Source organism: Bacillus sp. Nf3 (assembly GCF_003028545.1).
GTDB classification, from domain to species: Bacteria; Bacillota; Bacilli; order Bacillales; family Bacillaceae; genus Bacillus; species Bacillus safensis.
Genome location: NZ_PYUA01000008.1, coordinates 91,312 through 106,928, shown reverse-complemented (window position 1 = coordinate 106,928; position 15,617 = coordinate 91,312). Strand labels below are relative to the sequence as shown.

Below are 15,617 nucleotides of genomic sequence, written 5' to 3'. Positions count from 1 at the left end.
CGATGTTAGTGAGTAGACGAAAAGGACATGCAGCAAATCATATCGTCAGAATCAACGGAAAACGGATGGATCTTAAAGCATTAGAGCAAGTCATGATGCTTCATTTTCCGCTTAAGGAATGTGCCATCATTCCGAAGAAAAATCAAGAAGGCAGTCTATCGCTTGTGCTATTTGCACAGGCGAAGGACCCTTCGCTGACAAGGGAGGACCTGATGAAAGGTCCACTTCACCCTCATGAAGTGCCAGCCGTTCTCATTTTATTACCTTCTTTGCCAAAGACAGAAAGTGGAGCAGTCGACACAGAGGCACTGCTTTCAATTGAAATCATAGATCAAGAGGAATTAAGAAAGATAGAAGAGCGCACCAAAGCTATAGATGGAGTAGAGGAAGCGGCCTCTTTCATTGAAAGTCAGTCAGAAAAACAAACGCCCTATCACTTAGATGACCTGTTTCCTAATCGACAGCGTACTCAAGGGAACGGATCGCTTTCGAAAAATGAAGCGAGCGAGACAAAACAATCAACTGTACATGAGAAGCCGCCTGCACTTGTGTATGGCGGAGATGTGATCAAAAAGCCAGGCGCACCTGTCACACTGACAGAGGTGCTGATTCGAGCAGCTTTTATGTCACCAGACCGTGGGGTGACTTATTTGAAAGAAGACGGGCATACGTTGACCCAAACCTATCCTGAATTACTAACAAGCGCTGAACGGGTTCTGTCCGGTTTAAGGGCAGCAGGACTGACAAACGGTGATCAAGTGTTACTTCAATTGAAAGATCATCAAGATTTTATCACGGTGTTCTGGGGCTGTATTCTCGGAGGAATCATTCCGACCCCGGTCTCCGTGCCGCCTGTTTATGATGAAATCAATCAAGGGGTGAATAAGCTGAAGGGCGTGTTTCAGCTGCAAAATGAACCTTTCATTATTACGAATGAAGCAAATGCTGAGGACATTGCTGGGCTACGTGAGACATTTGAAGCAAAGACCATGCCTATCTTAACAATTGAAACATTGCTGGCGTATGAACCAGATGAACAACATTATGAGCCGGAGCCGGATGAGCCTGTGCTGCAGCTGCTGTCTTCAGGAAGTACGGGTGTGCCAAAGTGTATCCGTCATCATCATCAAAGCATTTTATCTAGAATTATGGCTTTTGAGCAGGTAAACGGTTTTACACATGAGGATGTGTCGCTTAACTGGATGCCGCTTGATCATGTTGGTGGGATTGTCATGTTTCATGTACATGACGTCTACCTTGGCTGCCAGCAGATTAGTCCATCCATCGATCAATTTATCGAGCGGCCGATGGTGTGGCTCGATTGGGTAGAAATATACGGTGTGACAAGGACATGGGCGCCAAACTTTGCTTTTGCCATGATGAATGAATATGAGGAGGACATTCGTAAAGGGAGCTGGGACCTGTCTACTCTGACTTATATCATGAATGCAGCCGAAGCAGTTGTCCCGAAAGTCACACAGCGCTTCATGCACATCATGGGTCATCACGGATTAAGTCGTCATGCGATGGTACCTGCTTACGGCATGTCAGAAACATCCTCAGCCATTGTTCAGTCAAAGAAATTTATGCGGAACGGTGAACAGGATGGCCAGCTGACGATTGATCAAAATTCATTAACAAGTGAGATCGAATATGTGACGCACGATCACCCGAACAAGATGACGTTTACAGAAGTCGGCACACCGATTCCGTCTGTATGGATTCGAATTGTAGATGAGCATCACGAGGTGCTGCCAGAAGATCAGGTTGGGCGCTTGCAGGTGAAGAGTCCAACAATTATGATGGGCTACTATCAAAATGAGGAAGCCAATCAAGAAGTATTTGCGGAAAACGGCTGGTTTCACACGGGGGATTTAGGCTTTATTCACGAAGGGCGTCTCGTTCTGACAGGTCGAGAAAAAGACATCATTGTTATCAACGGCGCTAACTATTTAAATTACGAAATTGAAGCGGTTGTAGAAGAGGTGGAAGGGGTTGAAGTCACCTTTGCCGCTGCGTACGGCATTTATAATCCCGAATCAAGCAACGACACGCTTGCTGTCTTTTTTGTCTCACAAAGGGATTCAATAGAGGAACAAATCACAATGATTCAACAGATTAGAGAGGCCATCATTCGAAAAATCGGCATAGAGCCTGATCACATCATTCCGGTGAAAAAAGATCAATTTCCGAAAACGGAGAGTGGGAAAATCCAGCGTGCTCAGTTAGGCGCAGCACTAAAAGATGGAGCCTTCCGTGACATTGAACAGGCACTGGATCTTGCTTCTGAAAATGAACAAACACTCCCAGATTGGTTTTTTAAACGCATTTGGGCTAAGGAGAATATCGGTCCAACTCAGCCTTTTGCTGAACATGTCCTCGTTTTCGAAGATGAAAAAGGACTTTATCAATCGCTTTACGCCCAATTTGAGCAAAAGAATCAGCCATATATTTCTGTGAGAAAAGGGCATGAATTTTTGCGTCTGTCTAAAGGGATGTATCAGATAAACCCGAGAATCAAGGGAGATTACGTCAGGCTCATTGCAGCACTTGAAGCAGATGAACTAAAGACCCGGCGCATGCTCCATCTGTGGAATGTGTCAGACAGAGAAGACATCGTTGATCCTGCGCATTTCAAAGAGCTGCATGCCAGCACCAATCAATCCATTTTGTACTTGTATCAAGCATTGAGACAAGCAAATAAAGAGCCCATCCGTTTTGTCGTTGTGACAAAAGGTGGTCAATTTGTGCAGCCTGAAGACGATCTTCATGTGGAGAAAACGCCGCTTGTAGGTCTATTAAAAACCATTCCACAAGAATGGGAAGGAGCAGAGGTGTCTCATCTTGATATTGAAGCGGAGAATGTAGAACAGGATGCCAAGCATATTGCGGAAGAATTGTCTGCGATTCATGTAAAAGCAGAGGTGTCTTACCGAAATGGGGACAGATTCGTACCAAAGCTGGAAAAAGTCAATATGATGGAAGCATCTCAAACAGAAGGGTTTTTAGAATATGAAGGTCTTTATTTATTGACTGGAGGACTTGGCGGGATTGGGTTTGAGCTGTCTAAGCAGATGCTCCAATTTGGCTTAAAGCTCGTCTTGATTGGACGGACATCTCTGGAAGGCAGCTTGGAAAAGAAAGAAGCCTTCTCACAGTTAAAAGGTTTTGGTGACGTCATTTATGTCCAAGCGGATGTGACCAACTTATTTGACGTCGAACAGGCGATTTATGAAGCAGAAAAGCATTTTGGACAGTCGATCCGAGGTGTGCTGCATTTGGCCGGTGCTGGCAATGTGTCTGAGCATTTTCAGCAGGCGGACAAGTATACACTGGCTCATACGTCAGAAGAGGATTTCACAAAAGAAATGTCAGGGAAAGCAGACGGAGCATGGGTGCTGCAGGAAGCCTTTAAGTATGATCCGACAATACCGTTTGTCTTTTTTGGATCGGTCAATGGCTTTTTTGGCGGCACGACATTTGGGGCATACTCTGCGGCCAACAGCTTTTTAGATGGACTCGCCCACGCTCTCACCTTTCAACAAGGAAGACGAGCGATCTCATTGAACTTCAGTATGTGGGATAATCTCGGTTTGTCTAAGGGGCATACCGGAGCAGCTCTCACCGTTCGCAAGGGATTTCAATTGATTGGAAAGAAGCAAGGTCTCCATTCATTATGTCTAGGTGTTCGGCTGAATGAAGCGCATCTATTTATCGGATTGGACGGAGCAAACCGAGACATCGCCGGGTATCTTCAGCCAGCTCCAATACCGGTCTTTGAAAAAAAGCTTTTTTACACTGTTCAGCCTGGCAAAGAAGTGCATGTTGAAGAGATCAAGAGCGTCGCAGAAGGCAAATGGGACATTCAGCAAGTACAGGAAATACCGAAAAAACAAGATGGCTCTATTGATCATAAAGCTCTCAAATTGAATCATGACAAAAACGTACAAAGCCTTGAAAAGCAATTGCCAGAAACGAAGACAGAGCAGCGTCTTGCCGTCATATGGGAGGATATTTTAGATGTGGATCGCGTGTACAAAGAGGATCAATTCTTCGACCTTGGCGGACATTCACTAAAAGCGACTCAAACCATTTCTCGGATCAATCATGAATTTTCAATGAAGGCACCTTTAAAAATATTATTTGAAAGCAAACATCTGGCACATCTGGCGCAAATGATTGATGACATCAAAGGGGCGCCAGCCGTTCAGGAAGCCAAAATTCCAAAGCTTGAAAAGAAAACAAGCTATGAGCTGTCACATGCCCAGAAGCGCATTTGGTTCTTATCCACATTAGAAAAGAGCCATCATTACAATATATTAGGTGCTTGGAAGCTGACAGGACCATTACACATTCAAGCATTAACAAAAGCGATTGGCCTTTTAACAAAGCGGCATGAAGCACTTCGGGCAACATTCGAATCACTTGGCGGCAAGCCGGTCCAACTCATTCGAGAAGACCTTCCGCCATCTGTGACAGTGGCAAATTTCTCGTTATTTAATGAAAAAACAAGAACGAGAAGACTGAAGCAGCTCATTCAGCAAGAGGCAGAACGCGTCTATGATTTAGAAAGAGGGCCTCTTGCGCAGTGGACGATAGTAGATATGGGGAAGGAGGAGTATTATCTCCTTTGCGCGCAGCACCACATCATTTCAGATGCATGGTCACTCAGCCTGCTCATTCAGGAATTAGAAGTGGCATATGACGCGCTGCTTGCAGATGAAACGCCGCAGCTCCCAGCCTTAGAAATCGAATGGACAGATTATGTACATTGGGAAAATGAACAATTAAAGCATCATCAAGCAGACAAAACCTATTGGTTCAATACGTTACAAGGTGAACTTCCAGTGCTGGATCTGCCGTTTGACCGCCCTCGTCCGCCGGTTCAAACATATAACGGTGCTACAGAGCAAATCGTATTGGATGAACCGCTTATCCGACGCTTGCAGGCTTTGTCCAAGCAGCAGGGCACGACACTGTTCATGACGATGCTGTCTGCGTACTACGTCCTGCTTCACAAGCTGTCCGGACAGACAGATATCATTGTTGGATCGCCTATTGCAGGCCGGGATGCCAAGCAATCAGAGCATCTCGTTGGGATGTTTGTGAATACACTTGCGCTGAGACAGGACGTCTCAACAGCAGAGTCGTTCGCCGATCTCTTGGAAAATGTGAAAGAGATGACGTTAAAAGCGTTTGAGCATCAGCATTATCCATTTGATAAGCTTGTCGATGACCTTTCGTTAGATCGAGATTTAAGCCGGTCACCTATTTTTCAGGCAGCCATGGGGTATGTCACCAATTCGCTTGATGTAAACCTTAAAGGGCTGACAAGTGAACATGTGATGGTCCATCATTCAGTATCTAAATTTGATCTCACCCTGCATGTATTTGAACAGGAAGAGCAGCTGTCGATTCATGTGGAATACAATACGGATTTATTTGATCAAGAGACCATCCATCGTTATATGAACTATTATCTCCATGTGCTAGACGGCATGACGGCTCAGCCTGAGCGTACATTTTCTGATTATTGCTTAATGGACAAAGCAGAACAGGCAGCGATGATTATAGGGAAAAATCAAACGGAAACGCCTTATCCAAAGCGTACGCTTCAAGAATTGTTTGAAGAACAGGTGCAGCGTGATCCGCATCGTATTGCCCTGTCCTATATGGATGAGCATATGGCGTATGAAGCCTTGGATAAGAAGGCGACAAAGCTAGCTGCTTACTTGCAGTCAAAAGGAATTGGACCAGGCTCCCTTGTCCCGATGCTTTTTGATCGCTCCTTTGACATGATTGTTTCGGTACTAGGAATCATCAAATCTGGTGCCGCATATGTTCCGATGTCACCTGAATATCCTGATGCACGCATCCGTCTCATCGTTCGTGATACGCAAAGCGATGTGATCATCACCCAGTCTCATTTTGCAGACCGTCTAGTGGACTTTACATGTACAAAGATTGTCATGGACAAGCCAATACCAGAAACAAATGCAGTGTATCAAAGAGAATCATCGATCATAGGTGAAGATCAGATAGCCTATGTTAATTACACATCAGGCTCAACAGGTACACCAAAAGGCGTAATGCTTCCTCATGCAGGAGTTGTCCGCTTGGTTAGAGAAACAAATTATATAAAGCTCGGTCCAGATGACAAAATGCTTCAGCTCTCAAACTATGCTTTTGATGCCTTTACATTTGAATTATGGGGAATGCTGCTGAATGGCGGTCAGCTGATTCTGCTCCCAAAATATGCAGCACTGAATATGGACGAATTAACGCAGTTCATCAAAACGCATCAAGTAACAGCCAACTGTCTACCAACCGCTTTATTTAATCGATTGGTGGAGCATGATCCAAAAAGCGTGGCAGGCTACCGCACATTACTCGTTGGCGGGGAAGCCATGTCTAGTGAGCATGCACGAAAGGCACTGCCGCATATGGAAGGTGTGCTCGTCAATGCTTACGGGCCAACAGAAAACACGACCTTAGCCACAACACATCAAGTCACACACGTGCCAGCAGGTGCAAAATCAGTTCCAATTGGTGTGCCGGTGTCGAACTCAACTGTTGTCATACTGGACGATGCGCTCAACCCAGTACCAGCAGGCGTAAAAGGAGAAATTTATATCGGTGGATCTGGCCTTGCTAAAGGCTACCTTCATGATCCAGAGCGGACAAAGGAGCGGTTTATTGACAATCCTTTTCCTGAACTAAAGGGAGACAAGCTGTATCGTTCAGGCGACCTTGGTACATGGCGGTCAGATGGCACCATTGAATACCTCGGCCGAAAAGATCATCTAGTGAAAATTAGAGGCTACCGAATTGAATGCGGAGAAATTGAGACAGCACTGCTCAAGCATCCACAAGTCAAAGAATGTACAGTCATCGCCAAAACGTATGACAGCTCAAAACGGCTGGCAGCCTACCTTGTGACAAACGGAGAAAATCCTGTGCCGGGCTGGAAAGCCTTTTTGCAGGAAAGCCTGCCAGGCTATATGATTCCAAGTTACTTTGTCGTACTGGATGAAATGCCGGTGACAACGAACGGGAAGGTTGATCAAAAAGCACTGCCAGAGCCAACAGAAACAATCTCCCTTTCCCATGATGACGACAAACCGGTCACCGAAACGGAGGAACGGATTGTCGCAGCTTTCAAGGAAGTGCTTGGTGTGAAGCGAGTAGGTATGCATGACTCCTTCTTTGATCTGGGCGGCGATTCCATTATGAGTATTCAGGCTGTCGCCAAATTAAAAGAAAAAGGTGTCCGTGTTGATCCAAAATGGATTTTCATGCACCCTGCGCCTACGCAATTAGCCGCACATTTGGACGCAGTGCCAGAAGCCGCTGAGAACGTCGAAAGGTCGCCGAAGGACTACGTGATCGAGCTGAAAAAAGGTGATCCAGCCGAACCAAGAATATTCTTTGCACCGCCTGCTGGTGGAACGGTGATGGGCTATATTGATGTTGCTAAGCTCATGACACATCAAGGTGCTGTGTACGCCTTGCAGTCTCCTGGCCTATATGAGGATGAAGAGCCGCAATTTCTCCATTACACGGAGCTTGTGACCCTTTTTGTTGAAGCTATTGAAACGTTCTACCGTCCGGGCATTGACTATCTTGCAGGGCATTCAATGGGCGGGCATCTTGCCTACGGAATGAATCAGCGGCTCTCTCATGCAGGAAAAGCACCGAAAGGACTCATCATTTTAGATACGGTGCCAGTGCTAAGAGATGAGGCAGATCAAGCACTTCATGCCGATATGAACGAAGAAGAAGTGAAAATGCTCGCACTTGTCCTTGGAATGGGGAACCTGGTCGGCATCCAGCCAGAAGCTTTACAAGGATTGAGCTTCCAGGAAGTGAAGCAGAAAATACTCAAAGAGGCAGAAAAGGATGAAGTTGTTCATCAATTCATGAATGATCAATATTTAGATAAATATTTGCAAATGCAAACGCATAATACGATCATGTCACAAGCCATTGAATTAGAAAAAGAACCATTCCCTGTGCCATTTTATATTGTCCAAAGCAGTGATCACGCAAGCGATTTCCAGAAGAAGTTCGCAGACTGGGAGGCTTATACGAAAGGGTCGTGCTCGTATTACCACATCAAAGGAGACCATGTCACCATGATGAAAAGACCGCAGGCAGATGAACTGGCACAGATTCTTCAAACGATTATAAAGGGGTAAAGACGTATGAATCAGTTATTTAAAACCTTTGAAAAAAAATCAGATCTCATTCAGCTTATATGTTTTCCTTTTGCCGGCGGATATTCCGCCTCATACCGTCCACTCTTTGAACAGCTAAAAGACATGGCCGAAGTCACAGCAGCAGAGCCCCCAGGGCACGGCACCAATCTCATGCCGCTTGAATCAAGCATTGACAGGCTGGCAGAGCTGTATAAAGAAGGACTCACGGACAAATTGAACCGTCCATTTATTCTGTTCGGACATTCAATGGGAGGACTTGTGGTTTACAGACTAACCCAGCTGCTAGAAAAAGAAGGGATCTATCCGGCAGCAGTGGTGATCTCAGCCATTCAGCCCCCGCAAACAAAACGGCAGATGCTGACGCATTTATCCAATGACGCATTTGTACAGCATATTGCCGAAATGGGCGGGATTCCAAAGGAATTACTAGAGAACAAACCAATGATGGATTACTTTACACCATCCTTGCGTGCAGACTATCGGGCGCTGGAAACCTTTCAGCAGAAAGATCAATCGATTATCGACACACCTGTTTATTTATTCAATGGAAAGCAAGATGAGAAATGCATGAAGGATGCAAGCGGCTGGCTAAAATGGGCAAAAACCATCGAACGCACCAATTTCGATGGAGGTCACATGTACATCAACACACATCCAGAGCCATTTGCAGAGCAGATGAGACATGTGATTGAGCTTGCAGCCAAGCAGCAATTGATCAGACATTAAAAAAGAAAGCGGCTCTCTTTAAAGAGGCCGCTTCTTTGTGACTATGGACTATCATTTTGAAGCAGAATAGCTATTTTTTAAGATGAACAACGATATGTACTTCATCAATAAAAAAATCTCATCTTATAAGTTGGTTGCAAAATGAAGGATGTGTGTAGAAAAACTATAGCATTACCAATTTTTCATTGTGCTGATGTCTCACTTGAAATACTTGGAAAAGTTGATTGTATCAAGTGTAGGAAAAGAATCTGGGAGAAAAATGTAAATCAAGGGCTTTGTGATACTCATGTCACAGAGAGCCTTTACTTTATCTGGATTATTAGCAATATCAGGTTTAACAGCTTTTTGGGCCATTGTAAACAAATTAAATCAGTGTAGATACGATATTGAAAAGATACATACTTATTCATTAGATTTCTTTTATCATTTCTTTCAGGGGGACAAGACAAATGTCTCCTGGCTACTGACAATTTGTTATTATATTAGGTATTACTTTAGTATTTTAAAAAAAGAATTCCTCTTTACAGTATTTCCAGCTTTTTAATCATAAGCTTTTTCGGAAGGTTTAGGGTTAAGAGCAATCAGTATTTTCTTTGTTCATTTCATCAGTTATTGCTTTAATTATTACAATCATTTTGAGTTATTTTAGTGGTATACAACAAAAATAAAGCTCATGTTCAGGAACACAAGCTTTGACTGTTATATTATACTTTTTTATAGCGCATATACATGTCTCGAATAATTTTTGTAATTACAGAGGTGCACATGCATAAAACAGTCACAACCCCTACCCAATACATATTTGATATATCAAACCCAGTGTAGGCAAATATGAAAATGGTTGACGTTATAAATGTGATAATTAGAACCACATGAATCTTCTTAAAGGTTAAATAGCCAATAATCCCCCAAATCAAATACAACAATGGCAATGTGAATAACACAAGCCTCATGGGTTCAAGAAGATAGTATAAGTTAATTTACTCCACGCTCCTTGTCAGTTATTTTACAATTTCCAAGCTGGTCATTTCCCAATCTCTATCAGATTTTAGAGATATCTCTTTAGAGTCTTTGCTTTCAATATTATATTCAATAATTCTCCCAATAACTCCATTCTTATCTCTATCAAACATTCTTACCAATGCATAAATCTTGCCGTCTAAAATCTTGACTTCTTCTAAACGTTCGTCATCTGATTTAAAATTAAGTGGAATTTTTTCTGATAATATCTCTTTGAAGTCTTTGTTAAACATTTTAACTTCACCTTCATGGGATATTAACGTGATTTTATCTTTATCTAAATGAGTCTTGTAGACAGTGAATCCCTTCTGCATTACTATTTCTCTTTTTGTATCGAGAGTTTTTTTGTCAATTATAATTAGCATAGAATTTTTCTTGCTATCGACATCATCATTTACAGCAACCATTAATTCTTTATTGTTTAATGACTTCAAAGATTCATTGTTCTCAGGATAGAAAACAGAGTCAACGTCCAGCTTCTTTCTTTTAGCCTTATGGCTTTTTGGGTCTAAAGAGGATAATATAATATTTTCATCATTGTTCAAAATGGCATATATTTTTTTATCGTCAAATATAGCTGTCCTCAATTCACCATTGAATTTGACTTGCTCTTTACTTTCACTGTCTTCTTCCCAATAAACTAACTCTCCTGCTAATCCACCTTCTACATAGCCAACGTTTATATCATGTAGAACATAGCCATTAGAGTAATTAATGAAGAATGCTCCCTCGTCTTCTGTAGATTTTGAAAGTGATTTTGTATGTAGAGGGGTTACCTTGCCATTATTCTTGTCTATCGATACATGATAATTAGACCTATTAGATGAGAAGTACATAATATTATCACTCTGAGTAGACGAAGTAAATCCCACGCAGTCTTTTAATGACACGCTTGATAGCTTACTCCCTGTATCGTTATAGTTTACTATCTCGCATCCCCTATCCATCATCTTTGAATGAATGACAGCAAATTTACTATCTTTCATATTGCTCAGTTCTCCCTTAGAAGAGTCACCCACAGCCTCTTCTTTCTTTGAACATGCTGTACATATTAATGCTATAGCACAAGCTGATAAAAAAAACTTAAAGTATTTCATTCAATCATCTCCTTTTAATTTTAAACAAGCAAAGCAATCGGGGAAATCCCCGATTGCTTATTAACTTACTTTTTATGATAAAAGATCTTCGTGTTGTTAGAGTTAACTAATTCCATCGGCGACACAACTAAATCTTTTTTATTATGGTCAATATCATGACCTTGATTTTTCCAAGCTCTCCAAGCTAATTGAGAGCAATAGAATTTTTTCGTAGTTTTCTTGTCAAAAAAGTTCAAATTGTATGGCTTCTTATCTTTAGCTTGTTTCTCGGCATACTTAGCCGCATTTACATATTTGGTATTATTAGACTTCTTCACCCATAGCCCATATACCTTCTTTCTATTAGCCCATGTATTATTGTATTTTCTGACTCCATGCTGTTTAATTGGACTCCAAAGCTTATGCCAAGATTCTACTGTCTGTTTTTTTTCTTGAGAGACAATTGCGGCATGTCCCAAGCCAATTGCAGAACTGCCTGAATTTAAGTCATAACTAACCAACACATCTCCCTTAGTTCCTAATGCCTTGGACTTTGCATTAACATTCATCTTATCTTTCTCTTCATTGTACTTAGGTAGATACTCGTCGATCACTCCATCTTTAATGTATTGATCGATATCTTTCTGCGACTCTTCGAATATAGCTTCTGCTTTTGCTTCCGTAGATACAGAGTCATATTCCTTTTTGCTCATCTCGTAAAGCTCATTAATCTGTTCAGAGGTCATTCCCTCTGCTTTCATTTCTTCTATTTCTTGCTTGGCTCTTTCAGTGTTCATAGAAGGGTATACCTCTTTCGCTTGCGCATTTCCCTCCAATCCAAACCCAGTGAATAACACGGATGCTGACAACAAGGATGTGACAATAGCATTACGTTTTTTCATATTATTACTTCCATTTCCTTTTTTTAATGTGGTCCACATTCACCATAGTAATAGTTAATATGGATCATTTAAACATTTATAGAAATTTAAGGATATTTTAATATATGGTGAATTGACATCTGAAATTTGAGTTAATTTTTAAATTAAAAAGAGACTACTCGTAATAGTCTCTCTTTCACCCAGGTACATCTTCTTTATTTCGTCTACTCGATCCAACATTTTGATGACTCGCTTGTAATGACAACCTGTTTTTTCTAACCTCTCTTGAAACGTCAATTACTAGGAAAATGACATGTAGATGCTTAATATGTTTATAAAAAATTGTTAGCAGTCTACCAATAATGGTGCTATTATATGTTCATTGTAAACAATACATATAAATAACGACTATTACATTGATAGCCACTTAACTCATTGGGATCAATATCTTTGTATATACTGAAGATATATGCACTCATAACACACACGTTTTAGTTTTTATAATAAGCAAAGATTCACTCTCCTTATTATAAAAAAAACACAATGAAATAAATTGGTTTATGCCTTGTTTTAGCTATTTCTAATGTGTTGAATGCTGTTTCTTTACCACATTCCCGCCAATCACCCCGCCAATGACCAGCACCCCTCCGAGGAAATGATACCAATCAATCGTTTCGTGTAAAATGAGAACCCCGGCGGCGACCGTGATAAACGCGGATAAATTGTTAAAGATGCTGACCTTTGCCGCTTCAAGCTGAGAGAGTGCATAGTTTGATAAATACGCCGTGAGAAGCGATGAAAGAATACCTAAAAAGAGCATCGACCATACAAAGGACGCTTCTGTAAATGGGCTAAAAAACTCCGGCAATGAGCCATTGATCGAATGCCGGATAAGCGCAGCGGCATTGAAAAAGACAAAGCCAAAGAAGGTCATCACAAAGGTGAGTTCGATCACATGGAATCGTTTTGTAATTACTCTGGCAAACACACTATATGCACTGGATGACAAGGCTGAAAGTAAAATCAGCACATAGCCGATGAAGTGAGAATGCTGGACATCAATTCCCTTCATGACAAAGAGAAGCATCACACCGCACACAGAAAGAAAGGTAAACAGCACTTGTATCCATGTCGCACGTTCCTTTAAAAACCAGGCTGCCAGCAGCATCGTCAAAATGGGAATCGTCGCTTGAATGATGCCAGCCTCTGAAGAAGATGTATACATCAATCCCCACACTTGAAAAGCAAAGAACAAAACAGGATAAAGCAAGGAAAACGGTACGATATAAATGAGATCACGCCATTGAATGGATATGCGATTCTTCTTTCGTAAAAATGGATACAGCAATAGAGCGGCTGCAAAAGAAACAGTAAAGCGGTGTGCCAATAAATCGATTGGGTTTGCTGATTCTAATGCTATTTTGACAAACAAAAAGGAAAAACCAATGATAGAGGCGTATGCGATCGCAGCAGCATACGCTTTTTGTTTTGAAATATTCATAACGTGACTCCTTACATGAGCATGCATGCTTCAAATGAATTGACCGGTTCTGTTCTTCTATCGTAATCGGATCATCTAACGTGTACAATAAGAGAACATGATATCTGTACCGGTACAAGGAGGAAAAGGCGTGAGGAAATATGATCAGCTTGTCATGAGTTTAAAAGAAAAAATGGATACAGGTGAGTACAGCGCTGGAATGAAAATTCCCTCCATTCGCCACTTAGCGGCTCAATATGCAGTGAGCAAAAGCACTGTCATCAAAGCGCTAGACACATTGGAGCGTGAACATCTGCTGTATTCTGTAGAAAGAAGCGGCTATTATGTCGTGAAAACGAAGCAATCAGTTGGTAAGCAGGATGGCACATGGATTGATTTTGCTTCCTCTGCACCTGATCCCGTTGTGTTTCCATATGTCGATTTTCAGCACTGCATCAACCAAGCAATCGATTTGTATCAAAATGACTTATTTATTTACGGCACAGCCAACGGCTTACCATCCCTGCTGCCAGTCATTTCAAAACGATTAATGGATTATCAAGTGTTTGCTCATCCAGAACAGATTGTCATGACCTCTGGTATTCAGCTCGCGTTATCCATTTTAAGCACCATCCCTTTTCCGAATGGAAAACAAACCATACTAGTCGAACAGCCGGGTTATCACTTATATCTCCAATATTTAGAGAAAAATCAATTGCCTGTGCGGGGAATTCAGCGGACGGAAAAAGGGATCGATCTGATCGAATTAGAGCGTATCTTTCGAGAAGAGGAGATTCGTTTTTTCTATACGATGCCACGATTTCAAAACCCGCTTGGAACGAGTTTATTAAAGCAAGAAAAAAGAGCGATAGCAGCTCTTGCTGAGAAATATGATGTCTACATTGTTGAGGATGATTATATAGCAGATTTAGAATTCGACACAAAAAGAGACCCGATCTATTCATACGATCAGGCAGGAAAGGTTATTTATTTGAAAAGCTTTTCGAAAATCATCTTTCCGGGGCTGCGAACAGGAGCGGTCATCTTACCTGAAGAACTGATTTCTCCTTTTAGCGAACACAAACGGCTCATTGATATCGACAGCTCCATGCTGTCCCAAGCAGCTTTAGAAATATATTTAAAAAGCGGGATGTTTGAGCGGCATAGAGACAGAATGCGGGCGAGCTATCGAAACCGCTCCAAGCAGCTCGTGGCAAGTTTAAAAAATGATGATCAAAGCGCTTATCAGCTGGGAGAATGGGAGCCTGCTACCCATACACATGTACGTGTCGACCGGTCGATTCCCATGAACCAGCTCATTCAGCAGCTGAAAAAGGCATCTGTTTCCATTCAGCCAATTGACCGCCATTACCTGCAGGCCTATCAAAAGGACCACATTCTTCAGCTGAACATCTGGCAGGTGAAAGAAGAGCAGATCACACGCGGAGTCGATCTATTAAAGACGGTATTTCAGCAAATCACGCGTTATTAAAGGCGGGACAGTACATCACTGCAAGTGAGTCTCTCAACGCTATCAGCCGCAGCAGGCTTTCGTGTACATACCGCCATTTGGTAGGCAGGGTCAAGTGAATATGTTTGAACAAAGCAAGGCGTTTCATGATCAGGTAATGTCAACGTAGCCTGTCCATCCTCTGAAAGACGGGCTGTAAAGGACGAAAGACCATAGGATAATCCTTTTCCAGTCAGTTTGATAAAAGCCTCCTTCATTGACCATAGATGAAAGAAATAGGCTTCCTGCCGCTCTGCCGGCTGTGAGAGTAAATCCTGATACTCATCCGCTGAAAAAAATCGCTTGGCAATCGCCAGATCAATAGGTTTGATTTCCTCAATATCAATGCCAACAGGTGCATCATCTACTGCGCAAACGACCCAATCGCCAGAATGAGAAAGATTAAAATGAAAAGAAGGAAGCTGCCGAACAACAGGCTTGCCATTTCCCTCAGTTTCAAAAACGATCTGATTCATAGGCAGATCGTACATATCATGTATCGTTTGACGAACCAGCACCTCACCTAACAAGGTTCTTCTGGCATCGATTAAAAAACGAAAGCGATCAGCCGCTGCACGCTTTTCAGATGACACAAAGAGCTTCAAACGCTCTATTTGTTGTTGTGCATTGATTTCATCTAAGTGATGTAATTGGATAGCAAATATCTTCATAACGAACCTCTAATTTTTTACATTCATTGTACCA

8 protein-coding genes are annotated in these 15,617 nt (G+C 42.1%); 3 read left to right on the top strand and 5 right to left on the bottom strand.

Going from position 1 to position 15,617, the window contains the following annotated elements; all coding sequences use genetic code 11:
* The first annotated feature begins 2 nt into the window (after window positions 1-2).
* Together C9414_RS17220 and C9414_RS17215 are read left to right on the top strand one after the other, a co-directional pair.
* Entirely contained in the window at window positions 3-8,198 is an 8,196-nt protein-coding gene (locus C9414_RS17220; RefSeq protein WP_107164157.1) for a non-ribosomal peptide synthetase, read from the top strand.
* A gap of 6 nt (window positions 8,199-8,204) precedes the next feature.
* Window positions 8,205-8,945 carry a thioesterase II family protein gene (locus C9414_RS17215; protein ID WP_107164156.1) on the top strand — a complete coding sequence of 247 codons (741 nt, stop codon included), beginning with the start codon at window positions 8,205-8,207 and terminating at the stop codon, window positions 8,943-8,945.
* Window positions 8,946-9,649: 704 nt separating this feature from the next.
* On the opposite strand, the gene C9414_RS17210 is transcribed toward C9414_RS17215, so the two are convergent.
* The 4 genes from C9414_RS17210 to C9414_RS17195 form a co-directional block, all read right to left on the bottom strand.
* Complete coding sequence (locus C9414_RS17210; protein ID WP_181286166.1) at window positions 9,650-9,898, bottom strand: DUF2651 family protein; 249 nt, start codon at window positions 9,896-9,898, stop codon at window positions 9,650-9,652.
* 48 nt (window positions 9,899-9,946) lie between these two features.
* A complete protein-coding gene (locus C9414_RS17205; RefSeq protein WP_107164154.1) occupies window positions 9,947-11,062 on the bottom strand; it encodes a hypothetical protein in 1,116 nt (371 codons plus the stop codon).
* 65 nt (window positions 11,063-11,127) lie between these two features.
* Window positions 11,128-11,943, bottom strand: a complete 816-nt coding sequence (locus C9414_RS17200) for a septation ring formation regulator EzrA (protein ID WP_107164153.1) — start codon at window positions 11,941-11,943, stop codon at window positions 11,128-11,130.
* A gap of 559 nt (window positions 11,944-12,502) precedes the next feature.
* A complete protein-coding gene (locus C9414_RS17195) occupies window positions 12,503-13,423 on the bottom strand; it encodes a DMT family transporter (RefSeq protein WP_107164152.1) in 921 nt (306 codons plus the stop codon).
* Window positions 13,424-13,553: 130 nt separating this feature from the next.
* Here C9414_RS17195 and C9414_RS17190 point away from each other — a divergent pair, with 130 nt between their 5' ends.
* Window positions 13,554-14,894 (top strand): aminotransferase-like domain-containing protein, encoded by a 1,341-nt coding sequence (locus C9414_RS17190; RefSeq protein ID WP_107164151.1) that lies wholly within the window; start codon window positions 13,554-13,556, stop codon window positions 14,892-14,894.
* Here C9414_RS17190 and C9414_RS17185 read toward each other — a convergent pair.
* The gene (locus C9414_RS17185) at window positions 14,891-15,583 is read right to left on the bottom strand and encodes a 4'-phosphopantetheinyl transferase family protein (protein WP_047202715.1); all 693 of its coding nucleotides are present in this window, start codon (window positions 15,581-15,583) and stop codon (window positions 14,891-14,893) included. The genes C9414_RS17190 and C9414_RS17185 overlap by 4 nt on opposite strands.
* Window positions 15,584-15,617 lie beyond the last annotated feature (34 nt).